This window comes from Ancylobacter defluvii (assembly GCF_018390605.1).
In the GTDB taxonomy this organism is placed as follows: domain Bacteria; phylum Pseudomonadota; class Alphaproteobacteria; order Rhizobiales; family Xanthobacteraceae; genus Ancylobacter; species Ancylobacter defluvii.
This window is the reverse complement of record NZ_JAHBGD010000013.1, coordinates 93,768-112,454: the sequence shown is the minus strand read 5'-3', so window position 1 is coordinate 112,454 and position 18,687 is coordinate 93,768. Positions and strand designations below refer to the sequence as shown.

17 protein-coding genes and 2 tRNA genes are annotated in these 18,687 nt (G+C 68.3%); all 19 read left to right on the top strand.

The window, feature by feature from the left end:
* Nucleotides 1-32: 32 nt before the first annotated feature.
* The 19 genes from KHC24_RS10205 (at nucleotide 33) to KHC24_RS10115 (ending at nucleotide 18,651) form a co-directional block, all read left to right on the top strand.
* Nucleotides 33-117, top strand: a tRNA-Leu gene (locus KHC24_RS10205).
* A 134-nt stretch (nucleotides 118-251) separates the two neighbouring features.
* A complete protein-coding gene (tig, locus tag KHC24_RS10200; RefSeq protein WP_213363154.1) occupies nucleotides 252-1,613 on the top strand; it encodes a trigger factor in 1,362 nt (453 codons plus the stop codon).
* A gap of 181 nt (nucleotides 1,614-1,794) precedes the next feature.
* Nucleotides 1,795-2,427, top strand: coding sequence for an ATP-dependent Clp protease proteolytic subunit (locus KHC24_RS10195; RefSeq protein WP_213363153.1), 633 nt, complete (start codon nucleotides 1,795-1,797; stop codon nucleotides 2,425-2,427).
* 447 nt (nucleotides 2,428-2,874) lie between these two features.
* The gene (gene clpX, locus KHC24_RS10190) at nucleotides 2,875-4,146 is read left to right on the top strand and encodes an ATP-dependent Clp protease ATP-binding subunit ClpX (RefSeq protein WP_213363152.1); all 1,272 of its coding nucleotides are present in this window, start codon (nucleotides 2,875-2,877) and stop codon (nucleotides 4,144-4,146) included.
* A gap of 328 nt (nucleotides 4,147-4,474) precedes the next feature.
* Nucleotides 4,475-6,913: an endopeptidase La gene (gene lon, locus KHC24_RS10185; protein ID WP_213363151.1), complete on the top strand. Its 2,439-nt coding sequence runs from the start codon at nucleotides 4,475-4,477 to the stop codon at nucleotides 6,911-6,913.
* A 307-nt stretch (nucleotides 6,914-7,220) separates the two neighbouring features.
* The gene (locus KHC24_RS10180) at nucleotides 7,221-7,499 is read left to right on the top strand and encodes an HU family DNA-binding protein (protein ID WP_018386927.1); all 279 of its coding nucleotides are present in this window, start codon (nucleotides 7,221-7,223) and stop codon (nucleotides 7,497-7,499) included.
* Nucleotides 7,500-7,905: 406 nt separating this feature from the next.
* Nucleotides 7,906-7,981, top strand: a tRNA-Val gene (locus KHC24_RS10175).
* A gap of 130 nt (nucleotides 7,982-8,111) precedes the next feature.
* Nucleotides 8,112-8,867, top strand: a complete 756-nt coding sequence (locus KHC24_RS10170; RefSeq protein WP_213363150.1) for an HAD-IA family hydrolase — start codon at nucleotides 8,112-8,114, stop codon at nucleotides 8,865-8,867.
* Nucleotides 8,864-9,586, top strand: a complete 723-nt coding sequence (locus tag KHC24_RS10165) for an ATP12 family chaperone protein (RefSeq protein WP_213363149.1) — start codon at nucleotides 8,864-8,866, stop codon at nucleotides 9,584-9,586. The genes KHC24_RS10170 and KHC24_RS10165 overlap by 4 nt, the downstream gene beginning before the upstream one ends.
* A 20-nt stretch (nucleotides 9,587-9,606) precedes the next feature.
* Nucleotides 9,607-10,338 carry a metallophosphoesterase family protein gene (locus tag KHC24_RS10160; protein WP_271180507.1) on the top strand — a complete coding sequence of 244 codons (732 nt, stop codon included), beginning with the start codon at nucleotides 9,607-9,609 and terminating at the stop codon, nucleotides 10,336-10,338.
* 171 nt (nucleotides 10,339-10,509) lie between these two features.
* Nucleotides 10,510-11,811 carry a serine hydroxymethyltransferase gene (glyA, locus tag KHC24_RS10155; protein ID WP_213363148.1) on the top strand — a complete coding sequence of 434 codons (1,302 nt, stop codon included), beginning with the start codon at nucleotides 10,510-10,512 and terminating at the stop codon, nucleotides 11,809-11,811.
* 40 nt (nucleotides 11,812-11,851) lie between these two features.
* Nucleotides 11,852-12,349: a transcriptional regulator NrdR gene (nrdR, locus tag KHC24_RS10150; RefSeq protein WP_213363147.1), complete on the top strand. Its 498-nt coding sequence runs from the start codon at nucleotides 11,852-11,854 to the stop codon at nucleotides 12,347-12,349.
* A 106-nt stretch (nucleotides 12,350-12,455) separates the two neighbouring features.
* Entirely contained in the window at nucleotides 12,456-13,541 is a 1,086-nt protein-coding gene (ribD, locus tag KHC24_RS10145) for a bifunctional diaminohydroxyphosphoribosylaminopyrimidine deaminase/5-amino-6-(5-phosphoribosylamino)uracil reductase RibD (RefSeq protein ID WP_213363290.1), read from the top strand.
* A gap of 1 nt (nucleotide 13,542) precedes the next feature.
* Nucleotides 13,543-14,133 (top strand): riboflavin synthase, encoded by a 591-nt coding sequence (locus tag KHC24_RS10140; RefSeq protein ID WP_213363146.1) that lies wholly within the window; start codon nucleotides 13,543-13,545, stop codon nucleotides 14,131-14,133.
* A 140-nt stretch (nucleotides 14,134-14,273) separates the two neighbouring features.
* On the top strand, nucleotides 14,274-14,756 hold the full coding sequence (ribH, locus tag KHC24_RS10135; RefSeq protein WP_213363145.1) for a 6,7-dimethyl-8-ribityllumazine synthase: 483 nt from the start codon (nucleotides 14,274-14,276) through the stop codon (nucleotides 14,754-14,756).
* Nucleotides 14,757-14,763: 7 nt separating this feature from the next.
* Nucleotides 14,764-15,312 (top strand): transcription antitermination factor NusB, encoded by a 549-nt coding sequence (gene nusB / locus KHC24_RS10130; protein WP_213363144.1) that lies wholly within the window; start codon nucleotides 14,764-14,766, stop codon nucleotides 15,310-15,312.
* A gap of 7 nt (nucleotides 15,313-15,319) precedes the next feature.
* Nucleotides 15,320-16,420 (top strand): thiamine-phosphate kinase, encoded by a 1,101-nt coding sequence (gene thiL / locus KHC24_RS10125; RefSeq protein ID WP_213363143.1) that lies wholly within the window; start codon nucleotides 15,320-15,322, stop codon nucleotides 16,418-16,420.
* A 104-nt stretch (nucleotides 16,421-16,524) separates the two neighbouring features.
* A complete protein-coding gene (locus KHC24_RS10120) occupies nucleotides 16,525-17,283 on the top strand; it encodes an ABC transporter substrate-binding protein (RefSeq protein WP_213363142.1) in 759 nt (252 codons plus the stop codon).
* Between the two features lie 111 nt (nucleotides 17,284-17,394).
* Nucleotides 17,395-18,651 (top strand): NAD(P)/FAD-dependent oxidoreductase, encoded by a 1,257-nt coding sequence (locus KHC24_RS10115; RefSeq protein WP_213363141.1) that lies wholly within the window; start codon nucleotides 17,395-17,397, stop codon nucleotides 18,649-18,651.
* The last annotated feature ends 36 nt before the right edge of the window (nucleotides 18,652-18,687 follow it).

Sequence of the window (18,687 nt, the reverse complement as noted above, 5' to 3'; positions counted from 1 at the left end):
ATCTGCCGATGACCGAAGCGGCGGCGTGCAAAGCGGGCGTGGCGGAACTGGTAGACGCGCTGGATTTAGGTTCCAGTGACGAAAGTCGTGGGGGTTCGAGCCCCTCCGCCCGCACCAGGGTTTGACCCCGTCCGTTGTCGCCGAGCCAACCCCATCGTCGAGGGCAGGGGCCGCTCCGCGCGGCGCCATCCTCGCAACCGACGCTATCAGATGCGCCACGACGCGGCGCTCACGACGAAGGCCGAACGACAATGCAGGTCACCGAACTCCTCGCCGAAGGTCTCAAGCGCGAATATCGCGTGGTGCTGCCGGCCACCGAACTGGACGCCAAGGCGAACGCCCGTCTCGCCGAGATGAAGGACAAGGTCCGCCTCAACGGCTTCCGCCCCGGCAAGGTGCCGGTCGCGCACCTGAAGCGCATGTACGGCAAGTCGGTGCTCGCCGAGGTCATCGACCAGGCGGTGAACGAGGCCAACTCCAAGATCGTCGAGGATGGCGGCTTCAAGCTCGCCATGCAGCCGAAGGTCGAGCTGCCGCAGGACGAGGCGGCGGTGCAGGAAGTCATCGACGGCAAGGCGGACCTTTCCTACACCGTCGGCATCGAGGTGCTGCCCAAGATCGAGCTCGGCGACTTCAAGTCGATCGCCATCGAGAAGCCGGTGCTCGCCGTGGCCGACACAGAAGTCGACGAGGCGGTGGCCCGCATCGCCGAGGCCAACCGTCCGTTCACCGACAAGGAAGGCGCCGCCGAGAAGGGCGACCGCGTCACCATCTCCTTCGTCGGCTCGATCGACGGCGAGAAGTTCGACGGCGGCAGCGCCGAGGACGTGCCGCTGGTGATCGGCTCCGGCAGCTTCATCCCCGGCTTCGAGGATCAACTCACCGGCATCAAGGCCGACGAGACCCGCATCGTGAAGGTGACCTTCCCGGCCGACTACCAGGCCGCGCAGCTCGCCGGCAAGGATGCCGAGTTCGAGACCACCGCCAAGAAGATCGAGGCTCCCGGCGAGCTGACGGTCGACGACGAATTCGCCAAGATCCTCGGCATGGACAGCCTCGAGGCGCTGAAGGAGCAGGTGAAGAGCCGCATCGTGCAGGAGCACACCGCGGCCAGCCGCGCCAAGGTGAAGCGCCGCCTGCTCGACGCGCTCGACGGCCTGCACCAGTTCGACGTGCCCCCGACCCTTGCCGAGCAGGAATTCGAGGGCATCTGGGGTTCGGTGACCCAGGAGATGGAAGCCCAGAAGAAGAGCTTCTCCGACGAGGGCACCACCGAGGAAGACGCCCGCGCCGACTACGAGAAGATTGCCAAGCGCCGCGTGCGTCTGGGCCTGGTGCTTGCGGAAATCGGTGAGAAGAACAACATTCAGGTCAGCGACGACGAAGTGACCCGCGCCGTCGTCGAACGTGCCCGCCAGTTCCCCGGCCAGGAGCAGCAGGTGTGGGAGTTCTACCGCAAGAACGCCCAGGCGCTTGCCACGCTGCGCGCGCCGATCTTCGAGGAGAAGGTCGTCGACTTCCTGCTGGAGCTCGCCCAGGTGAAGGAAATTCCCGTCACCCGCGAGGAGCTCTACGCCGAGGACGCTGACGAGAAGCCGGCCGAAAAGGCCTGACGCTTTCGATAGATCGTCGAGATCTTGCGAAGCCGTCGGCCCCCCGGCCGGCGGCTTCCGCTTATGCGGGGATGCCCGCGGCTTAATGGCCGGGCGGGCTGGTCGGTACGCCGTTTCCCACTATTGTGGGGTGGGACAAGATTCGCGGTGCCCTGTGGCGCCGATCCGTCGAGGATAAAATATGCGTGATCCGATCGATACTTACATGAACTATCTGGTCCCGATGGTGGTCGAGCAGACCAACCGGGGCGAGCGCTCCTACGACATCTATTCGCGCCTGCTCAAGGAGCGCATCATCTTCCTGACCGGGCCGGTCGAGGACGGCATGTCGACGCTGATGGTCGCCCAGCTGCTGTTCCTCGAAGCCGAGAACCCCAAGAAGGAAATCTCGATGTACATCAACTCCCCGGGCGGGGTGGTGACGTCGGGCCTGGCGATCTACGACACCATGCAGTTCATCAAGCCGGCGGTTTCCACGCTGTGCATCGGCCAGGCGGCCTCGATGGGCTCGCTGCTGCTCGCCGCCGGCGAGAAGGACATGCGCTTTGCGCTGCCGAACGCGCGAATCATGGTGCACCAGCCCTCCGGCGGCTATCAGGGCCAGGTCACCGACATCCTGATCCACGCCCGCGAGGTCGAGAGCCTGAAGCGGCGGCTCAACGAGATCTATGTCCACCACACCGGACAGGAGCTCAAAAAGGTCGAGGAAGCGCTGGAGCGCGACAACTTCATGACCGCCGATGCGGCCAAGGCGTTCGGCATTATCGACAAAGTGATCGACAAGCGTCCTGATGACGCATCCGCCAAAAGCTAAGCCACGTAACCTGAATATCGTGTGACAACGTGTTTTCCGGGCAACGCCGGCTCCCTATATGAGCAAAGGGCGGGCTGTCCGGGAAACCGGCACTTGCACACAAGGCGGCATCGCGCTTGCATGGGTGACATGCGTCGCGACGATTTGCATGATGCGGCAGCGTGCGTAATTGTTGATCAGGCGGTGTGACGAGGTGACGACAGGCAGCGTTCGGTCCATGTGAAAGCGGGGACGGCACGATTGCCTTCTTGATCGGTCCGGCGGACCCATGCTTGGCTAGGAATGTTGGCTAGGTGTGGTCGGCTTGCCGGCGGTTCGGACCCTCGGGTCACTTTCTGACAGACGGCCCTGATGCCGTCGCGTTTCTCCCTCTTGGAGGCCCGCGGCGGCCTGCGAGACTGAGGCGAGGCCGGGCATCCCCGGTCCGCCGAGCGGACGGAGAGACGCATGAGCAAGGTTGGCGGCAGCGACAGCAAGAACACCCTCTACTGCTCGTTCTGCGGCAAAAGCCAGCACGAGGTCCGCAAGCTGATTGCGGGACCGACCGTGTTCATCTGCGATGAATGCGTCGAGCTGTGCATGGACATCATCCGCGAGGAGAACAAGTCCTCGCTGGTGAAGTCCCGCGACGGGATTCCCACCCCCAAGGAGATCTGCAAGGTCCTGGACGATTACGTGATCGGCCAGTTCCACGCCAAGCGCGTGCTCTCCGTGGCGGTGCACAACCACTACAAGCGGCTCAACCACGCCACCAAGCATGGTGACGTCGAGCTCGCCAAGTCCAACATCCTGTTGATCGGGCCGACCGGCTCGGGCAAGACGCTGCTCGCGCAGACGCTGGCCCGCATCCTCGACGTGCCGTTCACCATGGCCGACGCCACCACCCTCACCGAGGCGGGCTATGTCGGCGAGGATGTCGAGAACATCATCCTCAAGCTGCTGCAGTCGGCCGACTACAATGTCGAGCGGGCGCAGCGCGGCATCGTCTATATCGACGAGATCGACAAGATCAGCCGCAAGTCCGACAACCCCTCGATCACCCGCGACGTCTCGGGCGAGGGCGTGCAGCAGGCGCTGCTGAAGATCATGGAAGGCACCGTCGCCTCCGTGCCGCCGCAGGGCGGGCGCAAGCATCCGCAGCAGGAGTTCCTGCAGGTCGACACCACCAACATCCTGTTCATCTGCGGCGGCGCCTTCGCCGGGCTGGACAAGATCATCTCCTCGCGCGGCAAGGGCACCTCGATCGGCTTCGGCGCGGTCGTGCATGCCCCGGAAGACCGTCGCCCGGGCGAGGTGTTTCGCGAGGTGGAGCCGGAGGACCTGCTGAAATACGGGCTGATCCCGGAATTCATCGGCCGCCTGCCGGTGATCGCCACGCTCGAGGATCTCGACGAGGCGGCGCTGAAGAAGATCCTCTCCGAGCCGAAGAACGCGCTGGTGAAGCAGTATCAGCGCCTGTTCGAGATGGAGAATGTCGAGCTCACCATCCATGAGGAGGCGCTCGGCGCCATCGCCCGCAAGGCCATCGAGCGCAAGACCGGCGCCCGCGGCCTGCGCTCGATCATGGAAGGCATCCTGCTCGACACCATGTTCGACCTGCCGGGGCTGGAAGGCGTCGAGGAGGTGGTGATCTCCAAGGAGGTCGTCGAGCAGAACGCGCGTCCGCTCTACATCTATGCGGACCGTGCCGCTGCCGGCGACGCGGGCGCGAGTGCCTGACGGCGCGCTAAGGACGGATACGGCCGGGCGCCAAGGCCCGGCCGAGGCTTCCCAGAGGAGCCGAACCAGCGTTGCCGCGCGGGGCGCGGCGGCGGTTCTCCCACGGGGTGAAGGCGCCCTTGACGGAGCCGGACGGCATCTCCATCTGAGCTTCAACCACCGGTCCTCGATCGGAACGACCTGCCCGACGCGGCGTAACCTCCCGCAATCGCAAGCAAAAGTTCGTTCGCGTTCCGGCCGCATTGCGGCACGGTCCCACGGCAAGCTGCGTGGATTTCATCCTGCGCAAAGCTCCGGCGGCCGGCCGTCAACAGAAAGGTAAAGAGCCATGACGAGCCCGAAGCCTCGCACCGCGCTCACGCCCGGCGTTCCGCAGACCTTCCCCGTTCTGCCGCTGCGCGACATCGTCGTCTTTCCGCATATGATCGTGCCCCTCTTCGTCGGTCGCGAGAAGTCGATCCGCGCGCTCGAGGAAGTGATGCGCAACGACACCTTCATCCTGCTCGCCACGCAGGAGAACGCCTCCGACGACGATCCGGCCACCGAGGCCATCTACAAGATCGGTACGCTCGCCTCCGTGCTGCAGCTGCTGAAGCTGCCCGACGGCACCGTGAAGGTGCTGGTCGAAGGCATCTCGCGCGCCAAGGTCAGCCACTACACCGACCGCTCCGACCTCTATGAGGCCGAGGCCGTGGCGCTGGAGGAGGACGGCGGCAACAAGATCGAGGCCGAGGCGCTGGGCCGCTCGGTGCTCTCGGAGTTCGAGAGCTATGTGAAGCTCAACAAGAAGGTCTCGCCGGAAGTCGTCGGCGTCGTCACCCAGATCGAGGACCACTCGAAGCTGGCCGATACCGTCGCCTCGCATCTCGCGGTGAAGATCCCCGAGAAGCAGGCGGTGCTGGAGATCCTCAAGGTTCCGGCGCGGCTGGAGAAGGTTCTCTCGCTGATGGAGTCCGAAATCTCGGTGCTCCAGGTCGAGAAGCGCATCCGCACGCGCGTCAAGCGCCAGATGGAGAAGACCCAGCGCGAGTACTATCTCAACGAGCAGATGAAGGCGATCCAGAAGGAACTCGGCGACGGCGAGGAAGGCCGCGACGAACTCGCCGAACTGGAAGAGCGCATCAAGACCGTCAAGCTGTCGAAGGAAGCCCGCGAGAAGGCGACGCACGAGCTGAAGAAGCTCCGGCAGATGTCGCCGATGTCGGCGGAAGCCACCGTGGTGCGCAACTATCTCGACTGGCTGCTGTCGATCCCGTGGGGCAACCGTTCCAAGGTCAAGAAGGACCTGCCTTTCGCGCAGGGCCTGCTCGACGCCGAGCATTACGGCCTCGACAAGGTGAAGGAGCGCATCGTCGAGTATCTCGCGGTGCAGAGCCGCCAGAACAAGCTGACCGGCCCGATCCTGTGCCTCGTCGGCCCGCCCGGCGTCGGCAAGACCTCGCTCGGCAAGTCGATCGCCAAGGCGACGGGGCGCGAATTCGTGCGCATGTCGCTGGGCGGCGTGCGTGACGAGGCCGAGATCCGCGGCCACCGGCGCACCTATATCGGCTCCATGCCCGGCAAGATCATCCAGTCCATGCGCAAGGCCAAGAAGGCCAACCCGCTGATCCTGCTGGACGAGATCGACAAGATGGGCGCCGATTTCCGCGGCGATCCCTCCGCCGCGCTGCTCGAGGTGCTCGACCCGTCGCAGAACTCGACCTTCAACGATCACTATCTGGAGGTGGATTACGACCTCTCGAACGTGATGTTCGTGACGACGGCGAACACGCTGAACATTCCGCCGGCCCTGCTGGACCGTATGGAAGTGATCCGCATCGCCGGCTACACCGAGGACGAGAAGGCCGAGATCGCCAAGAAGCATCTCATTCCGCAGTCGCTGGCCAAGCATGGCCTGAAGTCTGAGGAATGGTCGATCGACGACGAGGCGCTGCTCACTTTGGTTCGCCGCTATACGCGGGAAGCCGGCGTGCGCAACCTTGAGCGCGAGATTTCCAACCTCGCGCGCAAGGTGGTGAAGGAACTCATGCTCACCAAGAAGAAGAGCGTGAAGATCACCGTGGCGCAGCTGGAGGAGTATCTCGGCCCGCCGAAGTTCCGCTATGGCGAGGCCGAGCTCGAGGACCAGGTCGGCGTGGTGACGGGTCTTGCCTGGACGGAAGTCGGCGGCGAGATCCTGACCATCGAAGGCGTCATGATGCCCGGCAAGGGCAAGATGACGGTGACCGGCAATCTGCGCGACGTGATGAAGGAATCGATCTCGGCGGCGGCCTCCTATGTCCGCTCGCGGGCCGTCGATTTCGGCGTCGAGCCGCCGCTGTTCGAGCGCCGGGACATCCATGTCCACGTTCCCGAGGGGGCAACCCCGAAGGACGGTCCGTCGGCCGGCGTCGCCATGGCGACCGTGCTGACCTCGGTGCTGACCGGCATCCCGATCCGCCGCGACATCGCCATGACCGGCGAGATCACGCTGCGCGGCCGGGTGCTGCCGATCGGCGGGCTGAAGGAGAAGCTGCTGGCGGCGCTGCGCGCCGGCATCAAGAAGGTGCTCATCCCCGAGGAGAACGCCAAGGATCTGGCGGATATCCCGGACAATGTGAAGAACGCGCTGGAGATCGTGCCGGTGTCGCGGATGGACGAAGTGCTCCGTCATGCGCTGGTGCGCCCGCTCGAACCGATCGTGTGGGAAGAGAAGCCGATCGACGCGCCGGCGCCGGTCGAGCCGGTGATCGCGCGGGAGGAAGGTGGCGCTGCCGCCGCCCACTGACCGTTCCACCGCCTGAGACGCGAACGGCCCCGGACATCCGGGGCCGTTTTCGTTTGGGCCGGCGGTCGTCGGCGACCGGGCGTTGAGTCGGCGCGGCGGATGGACGCGCCGCCACGCTCAAATTGGAGGCGTGCAAAACACCTCACGCTTGATGTATCAGAATACCTTAAACTGCATAAAACCGTTTATTCATGCGGGTTTTGAGGCCGATCGTGCTTGCAATCGCCGCAATTTAGGGAAAGGTACGCGCCCGTCGTCCGTGCACTCCACTGACGATTCTTGTGCAATCAAGGGAAGGAACGGTCTCATGACCACGAAGAACGAACTCGTCGCCGCCGTGGCCGAGCAGGCCAAGCTGACGAAGGCGGCCGCCGCCGCTGCGGTCGACGCGACCTTCGATGCCATTGCCGCTTCGCTGAAGGCCGGCGAGGAAGTGAAGCTCATCGGTTTCGGCAGCTTTTCCGTCGTCACCCGCGCCGCGCGCGAGGGCCGCAATCCCCGCACCGGCAACCCGGTGAAGATCGAGGCCTCCAAGGCGCCGAAGTTCACGCCCGGCAAGGGCCTGAAGGAAACCGTCAACGGCTGATCGCCGCTCGGACGCGCGGACCGGGGCGCGCCAGCCACGCAAGTGGGCGCGCCCTGCCGCAGCCGGCGCCATGCCGGGCTGCCCGGCGGGAAGCCGGTTTGCGGGTTTCCGGTTCTCCTCCGGCCGGCCGCCTGGCCGGCGGAGGCTCCCGCACCGGGGCGTTGCGCTCCGCTGCCGACGGATATGCGAGGCACCGTTCGCCGCATTCCGGTTTCAAAACCCCGTCGGCCCGCTGCCGTTCACGGCCGATCCGGCGGGAATATGCGGCAAGACCGTTTACGCGGCCGCTGATTCCGATTATCTCGCCCATGCGCCGGCCATGGCTGGCGGGGTGCTGCCCTCGGCCGCCAGTGCGGCGGCCATCGGCAACGCCCGGACACGCAGCGGCATGGCCGCGGGTCGGCGAGGGCGGTTAGCTCAGTTGGTAGAGCATCTCGTTTACACCGAGAGGGTCGGCGGTTCGAGCCCGTCACCGCCCACCACCGGCCGCAGCGCGCCGCGCGGCGAGCCGATACCGCAGGCCAGGGGCCATCGGCTTTCCTTCATGCCATCGACGCCTGTCGCGAGCGGTCGCGACTGGCCGGAGCCGGCGCGATGCCGGATGGGAAGAACGTGAAACTCGCCCTCTTCGACTGCGACGGAACGCTGGTGGACAGCCAGCATGTCATCGTCTCCGCCATGACCCGCGCCTTCGACCGCGCCGGCATCGTGCGGCCGCCGCGCGAGGCGATCCTCGGCATTGTCGGGCTGTCGCTGGTGGAGGCGATGCGCAAGCTCGGCGACAACGCGCCGGATTTTCCCGCCGAGGAACTGGCCGGGCTCTACCGCACGGCGTTCCACGAACTGCGCGACGAGGGCAACTTCACCGAGCCGATGTTCCCCGGCATGCGCGATCTCATCGAGGCGCTGCACCGGCGCGACGACGTGCTGGTCGGCATGGCCACCGGCAAGTCGCAGCGCGGCGTCGCCTCGGTGCTCAAGCATCACGGCATGGAAGGCCGGTTCGTCACCATCCAGACCGCCGACGACGCGCCCTCCAAGCCGCACCCGGCGATGGTGGAGCAGGCGATGGCGGCGGTGGGGGCTGGCCGGCACGAGACCGTGCTGATCGGCGACACCAGCTACGACATGATCATGGCGCGTGCCGCCGGGGTCGGCGCCATCGGCGTCACCTGGGGCTACCATGCGCCGGACATGCTGGAGGAGGGCGGCGCGCACCTGCTGGTGAACGGCGCCGGCGACCTGGCGCAGGGGCTCGACGAGATCTGGCAGCAATTGGCGCAGGAAAGCGCGGGGGCGGAAGGTTTGGGCTCGGAAGGTTTGGTGGCGGAGAATTTGGGGACGGAGAATTTGGGGACTCGGCGATGAGCCTCGGCAGCGCCGCCGCGCCGATCAAGCGCTTCTACAAGGAAGTGAGCGCGGTGCCGGGCCCGGACGGGTTCCAGGTGCAGCTGGATGGCCGCCCGGTGCGCACGCCCGGCCGCCGCCCGCTCAGCGTGCCCGGCGCGGCGCTGGCGCAGGAGATCGCCGCCGAATGGGCGGGGCAGGGCGAGACCATCGATCCCGTCTCCATGCCGGTGACCCGCCTGGTCAATTCGGCGCATGACGGCGTTGCCGCGGCGATGGAGGCGGTGGGCGCGGAGATCGTGCGCTATGCCGGCAGCGACCTGGTCTGCTACCGCACCGACGGGCCGGTGAAGCTGGTGGCCTTGCAGGCGGAGCTGTGGGACCCGGTGCTCGACTGGGCGAAGGCGCGGTTCGACGCGCGGTTCCTGCTCGCCGAGGGGGTGATGCACGTCGCCCAGCCGCCGGCGTCGCTCGACGCGGTGGCGGCGCAGCTGCCCGGCGACCCGCTGCGCCTCGCCGCGCTGAGCCTGATGACCACGCTGAGCGGCTCGGCACTGATCGCCCTCGCGGTGCTGCACGGGCGCCTGACCGCCGAAGAGGGCTGGCGCGCCGCGCATATCGACGAGGAAGTGCAGGAAGAGTTCTGGGGCGTCGACCGCGAGGCCGAGCTGCGCCGGCAGGCACGCTGGCGCGATTTTCGCGCCGCCGCCCGGCTGGTGGAACTGCTCGGGGCGCCGTGAAGCGGGCGCGGGAGGACAGCGTGGGCGGTGCCGTCACCGGGACATCCCCCTACCGTATTCCCGACGGGATGCGGGTCTATGCCTTTGGCGACATCCATGGCCGCCTCGATCTGCTGGAACGGCTGCTGGAGGCGGTGGAGCGTGACGCGGCCGGCCATGCGGATGTGCGGCTGGTGTTCCTCGGCGACTATGTCGACCGCGGGCCGGACAGCCGGGCGGTGATCGAGCGGCTGGCCGTGCTGAAGGCGGCGCGCGGCGCCATCTGCCTCACCGGCAATCACGAGGCGATGATGCGCGCCGCGCTGGACGGCAGCGGCCCGCTCGAGCGGTGGCTCGACAATGGCGGCGCCGCGGCGCTCGCCTCCTATGGCGTGCGGGCGGAAGATTTCGACGGCCGCGACCGCGAGGCCGAATTGCGCCGGGCGGCGCAGGCGGCGATTCCGGCCGGGCATGCCGCGTTCCTGGCGGCGCTCGAGGTCAGCGCCAGTTTCGGCGGCTATTTCTTCTGCCATGCCGGGGTGCGGCCAAGCGTAGCGCTGGAGCGGCAGACCGACGAGGACCTGATCTGGATCCGGCGCGCCTTCCTCAACTCCACCGCCGATTTCGGCAAGCGGGTGGTGCATGGGCATACGCCGGTGGAGCGGGTCGATATCCGGCCGAACCGCATCGACGTCGATACCGGCGCCTACAAGACCGGGCGGCTGAGCTGCGTGGCGCTGGAAGGCGCCGATGTGCGGGTGCTGCAGACGTGAGGCTGGCGCCGCCGGGCGCGGCGAAGCCGCCGTCTTCATGCCAGCCCTGCGCCGGCATGCTTTGAATCGCCGCTGCCGCTGTGGTAAGCGACCCGGCATGTTCGCACGGGCGCGTGCGGCCACGCTTCTCTCCGCCAAGCCTGTCGCGCCCGGAGCCACGGAGGCCCCCTGATGTCGTCGCCCGTTTCCGCCGCCCAGCCGGCGAACTCTTTCTTTTCCGCGAGCCTTGCCGAGACCGATCCCGAACTCGCCTCGGCGATCTCCGCCGAACTCGGTCGCCAGCGCGACGAGATCGAGCTGATCGCCTCGGAGAACATCGTCTCGCGGGCGGTGCTGGAAGCGCAGGGCTCGGTGCTCACCAACAAATATGCCGAGGGCTATCCGGGCCGGCGCTATTATGGCGGCTGCCAGTTCGTCGACGTGGCGGAGAACCTCGCCATCGAGCGGGCCAAGAAGCTGTTCGGCGCCGGCTTCGCCAATGTGCAGCCGAATTCCGGCAGCCAGGCGAATCAGGGCGTGTTCTTCGCGCTCTTGCAGCCGGGCGACACCTATCTCGGCCTCAACCTCGCGGCCGGCGGGCATCTCACCCACGGCTCGCCGGTCAACATGTCCGGCAAGTGGTTCAAGGCGGTGCCCTATGGCGTGCGCGAGGACGACCAGCGCATCGACTATGCCGAGGTTGCCAAGCTGGCCGAGCAGCACAAGCCGAAGCTGATCGTCGCCGGCGGTTCGGCCTATCCCCGCCATATCGACTTCGCGAAGATGCGCGAGATCGCGGATTCGGTCGGCGCCTATCTCATGGTCGACATGGCGCATTTCGCCGGGCTGGTGGCCGGCGGCGTGCATCCCTCGCCGATCCCGCACGCGCATGTGGTGACCACCACCACCCACAAGACCCTGCGCGGCCCGCGCGGCGGCATGATCCTCACCAATGACGAGGACATCGCCAAGAAGATCAACTCGGCGATCTTCCCCGGCATCCAGGGCGGGCCGCTGATGCATGTGATTGCCGCCAAGGCGGTAGCGTTCGGCGAGGCGTTGCGCCCCGACTTCAAGGTCTATGCGAAGAACGTGGTGGAGAACGCCAAGGCGCTGGCCGAGAACCTGAAGGGCCACGGCTTCGAGATCGTCTCCGGCGGCACCGACACGCATCTGATGCTGGTCGACCTGCGGCCGAAGAAGCTCACCGGCAAGGTGTCGGAGATCGCGCTCGGCCGTGCCCACATCACCACCAACAAGAACGGCATCCCGTTCGATCCCGAGAAGCCGTTCGTTACCTCGGGTGTCCGCCTCGGCACCCCGGCCGGCACCACGCGCGGCTTCGGCGTCGCCGAGTTCCAGCAGATCGGCGACATGATCGCCGAGGTGCTGGACGTGCTGTCGCAGAAGGGCACCGATGAGGACAGCCTCGTCGAGGCCGCGGTGCGCGAGAAGGTCAAGGGGCTGCTGGCCCGCTTCCCTATCTACAACTGAGGCCCGCCCGAAAGGGAAATCGCCTCAAAAAGGAAACGCCATGCGCTGTCCCTATTGCGGGAGCCTCGACACCCAGGTGAAGGACTCCCGTCCCACCGAGGACAGCGCCGCCATTCGCCGCCGCCGCATCTGCCCGGATTGCGGCGGCCGCTTCACCACCTTCGAGCGGGTGCAGCTGCGCGAATTGACCGTGCTGAAGCGCTCCGGCCGCCGGGTGCCGTTCGACCGCGACAAGCTCGCCCGCTCCATCGAGGTGGCGCTGCGCAAGCGGCCGGTCGACCCGGAGCGGGTGGAGCGGCTGGTCTCCGGCCTGGTACGCCGGCTGGAGAGCCAGGGCGAGAGCGAGATCTCCTCCGAGATGATCGGCGAATTGGTGATGGAGAGCCTGAAGCAGCTCGACGACGTCGCCTATGTCCGCTTCGCCTCGGTGTACCGCAATTTCCGCGAGGCGAAGGATTTCCACGCGCTGATCGGCGAATTGCAGACCCGCGACGTGCCGATCGGTTTGCCCGCCGATGCCGACCCCGACAAAGAGTGACCTAGCCACGTCTCCCGAGCTATCCGGGCCGGTGACGCCCGAGCCGAAGGGCGAACCGCGCCTCGATGCCAGGGCGAAGGATATGGAAGCGATGGATGCGGCGCTGATGGGCTCGGCGCTGGCGATGGGCCGCCGGCATCTCGGCCAGACCTGGCCGAATCCGGCGGTGGGCGCCGTCGTCGCCCGGTTCGACGGCGCGGAAAATCCGCTCATCCTCGGCCACGGCGCCACCGCCCCCGGCGGGCGCCCGCATGCCGAACCACACGCGCTCGCCCAGGCCGGCGAGGCGGCGCGCGGCGCCACGCTCTACGTGACGCTGGAGCCCTGCTCGCATCATGGGCGGACGCCGCCCTGCGTCGACGCCATCCGCGCCGCCGGCATCGCCCGCGTGGTGGCGGCGATCGGCGATCCCGACGAGCGGGTGGCCGGGCGCGGCTTTTCCATCCTGCGCGCGGCCGGCATCGAGGTGACGGTGGGGCCGGGCGCCGGGGAGGCCCGGCTGGCCCATGCCGGCCATATCAGCCGCATCCTGCGCGGCCGCCCGCATGTGATGCTGAAGCTCGCCATTTCCGCCGACGGCAAGGCCGGGCTGGAGGGGCGGCGTCCGGCCGCCATCACCGGCGAGGCGGCGCGGGCGCGGGTGCACATGATGCGCGCCACCTTTGACGCGGTGCTCACCGGCATCGGCACCGTGCTGGCCGACGATCCCGACCTCACCTGCCGCCTGCCCGGCATGGCGGAGCGCTCGCCGGTGCGGGTGGTGCTCGACAGCTCTCTGCGGCTGCCGCAGACGGCGCGGCTGCTCGGCAATATCGACGTCGCGCCGGTGTGGGTGGTCGCCGGGGAGGATGCGCCGGCGGAGGCCGAGCGGGCGCTGGTGGCACGCGGCGTCGAGGTGATGCGGGTCGGCATGACCGCCGCCGGGGCGCTCGATCTCGAGGCGGCGCTGCGGCTGCTGGCGGTGCGGGGCATCACTCGCGCGATGGTGGAGGCCGGGCCGAGGCTGTCCACCGCCTTCCTCGCCGCCGGCCTCGTCGACGAGGCGAGCCTGTTCGAGGCGCCGACCGTGCTGGGACATACTGCGGTCGATGCGCTGGAGGGGGTGCCGCTCTCGGCCTTCGATGACTATCTCACCACCGTTGAAACCGAGCGGCACGGGCCGGACCGGCTGCGCATTCTGAGGCGACGCTAGCATGTTCACGGGGATCGTCACCGATATCGGCGAAGTGGTCGCGGTGGAGCGCCGCAACGACGTGCGCCGGCTGACCATCGCGACGGCCTATGACACCGCCACCGTCGATCTCGGCGCCTCCATCGCCTGCGCCGGGGTGTGCCTCACCGTGGTGGAGACCCAGCCGGCGCGCTTCTCGGTGGAGGCGGCGCCGGAGACGCTGGCGCTCACCACCGTCGCCGACTGGGCCGAGGGGGCGCGGATCAATCTGGAGCGGGCGCTGAAGATCGGCGACGAGCTCGGCGGCCATATCGTGCAGGGCCATGTCGACGGCCAGGCCGAGGTGATCGCCCGCGAGGACCTCGGCGAGACCACCCGCTTCACCTTCGCCGCGCCGCGCGCGCTGGCGCCGTTCATCGCCATCAAGGGCTCGGTGACGCTGGATGGCACCTCGCTTACCGTCAACACGGTGGAGGGCGAGCGCTTCTCCTGCCTGCTCATCCCGCACACGCTGGCCAATACCACCTGGGGCGCTGTGCAGCCGGGCGACCGGGTGAACATCGAGGTCGACATGATGGCCCGCTACGCCGCGCGGCTGGCGGAATTTCGCTGAGGCGGGATTTCGGCGTCGCCCCCCGGCGGCGGGGGCAGCGTTGCGCCGGCGCGGAGATCAGAGTTGCGCTGACGTGTCTTGCGGAGTTCCGCTGGGCGGCGTACGTCGTCGCTTCGTTTTCGAATGCGAGGTTTCTTCACATGGCGACCCCCCGCCGCGCCGTCGAGGCGGCCGAGCGTCTAGACGGCGCTCGCATCCTGATCGTCGAAGGCCGTTTCTACGACGACCTCAATGACGAACTGCTGGCCGGCGCCCGCGCCGCCGTCGAGGCCGTCGGCGCCAGCTGCGAGGTGGTCACCGTGCCCGGCGCGCTGGAGGTTCCGACCGCCATCCTCGTCGCCCTCGACGACGCCGAGGCGGCCGGCAAGCCGTTCGACGCCGCGGTGGCGCTCGGCTGCGTGGTGCGCGGCGAGACCTATCATTTCGAGATCGTCGCCGGGGAATCCTCCCGCGCGCTGATGGATCTGACGGTGAGCCGCAAGCTGCCGCTCGGCAACGGCATTCTCACGGTGGAGAATGACGAGCAGGCCTGGGCGCGCGCGCGGGTGACCGACGGCAACAAGGGCGGCGGCGCCGTCGAGGCGGCGCTGGCGCTGCTGCGCCTGAAGCGCCGTTCGTGGTGAGGCCAAGATGAACAACTCGACCGACGCCAAATCCACCGACGCCAAAACCACCGACGCCAAAACCACCGACGCCAAGTCCTCTGGCGGCAAGCCGGCGAACCACAAGCCGCTGCGCAAGAGCGCGGCACGGCTCAATGCGGTGCAGGCGCTGTACCAGATGGACGTGGCGGCAACGCCGCTCCCCGAGATCCTGGCCCAGTTCGAGAGCCACTGGATCGGCCAGGAGATCGAGGGCGACGAGATCGCCAGCGCCGACCTCACTTTGTTCCGCGACGTGGTCGGCGGGGTGGTGCGCGAGCAGCGGGCCATCGACCCGATGCTCGACGCCGCGCTGGTGAAGGGCTGGCCGTTGAAGCGCATCGAGACCGTGCTGCGGGCGGTGCTGCGCGCCGGCGCCTATGAGCTGCACGGGCGGCCGGACATTCCCGCCCGCGTGGTCGTCGCCGAATATGTCAACGTCGCCGCGGCTTTTCTCGATCGCGAGGAAACCGGAATGGTCAATGCGGTGTTGGATGGACTGGCGCGTGAGATGCGCGCGGGTGAATTCGGCGGCTGAGGCGATCATGACGGGCAGGCGGGGCGGCGGTTCCGGCAGGGCGAAGCCCTCCGGCGAAGGCGGAGCCCCCGGCGAGGCGGGTTCCTCCCGTCAAGAAGGTGCCTCCGGCGAGGACAAGCTGATCGCCCGCCTGTTCGGCTCGCTCGCCACCCATCCCGGCGCGCTGGGGCTCACCGACGACGCCGCCTTCCTCACCCCGCCGCCCGGCCACGACCTCGTGCTGACCAAGGACGCGCTGGTGGCCGGGGTGCATTTCTTCCCCGACGATCCGCCGGCGAGCATCGCCCGCAAGGCGATGCGGGTGAACCTCTCCGATCTCGCCGCCAAGGGCGCCCGCCCGCTCGGGGTGCTGCTTGCCTTCGCCATCCCGCCCGGCATGGATGCCGCGGCGCTGGAGGCGTTCGCGCGCGGCATCGGCGAGGATGCGCGGGACTATGGCGCGCCGCTGCTCGGCGGCGATACGGTGAAGACGCCCGGACCGTTCACCGTCTCGATCACCGCGCTCGGCGCGGTGCCGAGCGGGACGATGGTGAGGCGTTCCGGCGCCCGGCCCGGACAGGCGATCGTGGTGACCGGCAGCATCGGCGACGGTGCGCTGGGCCTCGCCCTGCGGCTCGATCCGGCGCGGCCGGGCTTCCGGGGTCTCAGCCCGGCGGAAAGGGCGGTGCTCGCCGACCGCTACCTGCATCCGCGCCCGCGGCTGGCGCTTGCCGAGGCGCTGCGCGCGCATGCCAGCGCCGCCATGGATATCTCGGACGGGCTGATCGGCGATGCGGCGAAACTCCTGGCGGTATCGGGCGTCGCCGGCACCATCGAGGCCGGTGCGGTGCCGCTGAGCGCCGCGGCGCGGGCGGCGGTGGCCGCCGAGCCGGCGCTGCTGGAGACGGCGCTGACCGGCGGCGACGATTACGAGATCCTCGCCACGGTGCCGCATGACCGGCTCGACGCGCTGAGCATGGTGGCGACCGCCGCCGGCTTCGGCCTGACGGTGATCGGCGCCACCCATGCTATCGATCCCGCCGCCGACCCTGCCGGCGCCGGGCTGGCGGTGCGGGCGCCGGACGGCAGCGAGATGGCGCTCTCCCGCCGCAGCTTCAGTCATTTCTGAGGGTACCGGCCGTCTCGGCCTTTCCGCGGATTGCCCATGACATCGAGGCGCCCTAGCTTGCGCCCAGACGGGCCCGCCGGCCCGCCCAACCGAGGGCTTCGCCAATGAAGATCGCCAAGCTATTTGCCGCCGCCGCCGTGCTCGCCCTGACCGTCGGCGCCGCGCAGGCAGAAACCGTCCGCATCGGCACCGAAGGCGCCTATCCGCCCTTCAATTCGGTCGATTCCTCCGGCCAGCTGGTCGGCTTCGACATCGATATCGCCAAGGCGCTGTGCGAGAAGATGAAGGTGGAATGCACCTTCGTCGCCCAGGACTGGGACGGCATCATCCCGGCGCTGCTCGCCAAGAAGTTCGACGCCATCGTCGCCTCGATGTCGATCACCGACGAGCGCAAGGAGAAGGTGGCCTTCACCGCCCCCTACTACCAGACGCCCGGCAGCTTCATCGCCCCGAAGGACACCGAGATCACCGACATCTCGCCGGCGGCGCTGAAGGGCAAGACCATCGGCACCCAGTCCTCGACGACGGCGGCGGTGTATCTGGAAGAGAAGTACAAGGATTCCGAGATCAAGCTGTATCCGACCCAGGACGAGGCCAATGCCGACCTCGCCGCCGGCCGGCTCGACGGCATCCTCGCCGACAAGTTCGTGCTGTATGAATGGCTGGAGAAGAGCAGCGACGGAAAGTGCTGCACGTTCGTCGGCCCGGACCTGAAGGACGTCAACCCGCAGGGCACCGGCATCGCGGTCCGCCAGGAGGACAACGCGCTGCGGGAGAAGATCAATGCGGCGATCAAGGAGATCGTCGCCGACGGCACCTACAAGAAGATCAACGCGAAGTACTTCCCCTTCGACATCTACTGAGACGGCGGTCTCGCATTCACCGGCGCGGCGGTCCCCGGCGGGCGGCCGCGCCGGTCTTCCCTCAGCCGAGGTCAGCCCGGCGCCTGCGTCGGCCAGCGGATGGTAACTCCCATGAAAGTCGATACGCTCGTGCTCGGCGCCGGCATCGTCGGCACCAGCGTGGCGCTCAATCTCAAGCTGCGCGGGCAGACGGTGGTGCTGGTGGACCGGCGCGGGCCGGGCGAGGAGACCTCCTACGGCAATGCCGGCCTCGTCGAGCGGGCGTCGATCTACCCGGTCGCCTTCCCGCGTGACCTGAAGGCGCTGATGGAGGTGGCTCTCGGCCGCAATCCGGCGGCGAACTACCACTGGGACGCGCTGCCGGGGCTGGTCCCGTGGATGTACGCCTATTGGAAGGCCTCGGCGCCGGAGCGCATCCTCGCCTATGCCCGCACCATGGAGACGCTGCTGCGCCACAGCCTCGACGAGCATGCGCGGCTGGCGGCGCTGAGCGGGGCTGAGTCCTATTTCCGCGAGGGCGGCTGGCTGAAGCTCTACCGCACGCCGCAGGGGCTGGACCATGAGCGCTTGGAATTCCCGCTGGCGCGGCAATACGGGCTCTCCATGCGCGAGCTCAGCGTCGACGAGGCGCTGGCGCTGGAGCCGGACCTGCGGCCGGACTTCACCGGCGCGGTGATCTGGAGCGATCCGCATTCGGTCTCCAGCCCCGGCGGCGTCACCGCCGCCTATGCGCGGCACTTCGCGGCTCTGGGCGGCGAGATCCGCATCGGCGACGCCCGCGGCCTGGTCCGCCTCGGCAGCGGCTGGGCGATGAGCACTGCCGGCGGCCTCGTCGAGGCGCGCCAAGTGGTGGTGGCGCTGGGGCCGTGGGCGGACGACGTGCTGCGGCCCTTCGGGGTGCGGCTGCCGCTGGCGGTGAAGCGCGGCTACCACATGCACTACAGGAGCGAGGGCGGGGCGAAGCTGTCGCGGCCGGTGCTCGACGAGGAAGGCGGCTATGTCATCACCCCGATGGAGCTCGGCATCCGCCTGACCACCGGCGTCGAATTCGCCCGCCGCGATGCCCGCAAGACGCCGGTGCAGCTGGAGCGCACTGAGGCGATCGCCCGCAAGCTGTTCCCGCTGGGTGCGCGCGTCGAGGCCGAGCCGTGGATGGGCTGCCGGCCGGCCTTGCCGGACATGCTGCCGGCGATCGGCCCGGCGACGGGGCCCGGCGGCGAGAAGCTCAACGGGCTGTGGCTGGCCATCGGCCACCAGCATCTCGGCTTCACGCTCGGCCCGATCACCGGGCGGCTGCTCGCCGAGATGATGAGCGGCGAGACGCCGACGGTGGACCCGGCACCGTTCGCGCCGGCGCGCTTCGGCTGAAGCCTGCCGGCGGGCCGTGGCGGGCGGCCGGCAGGC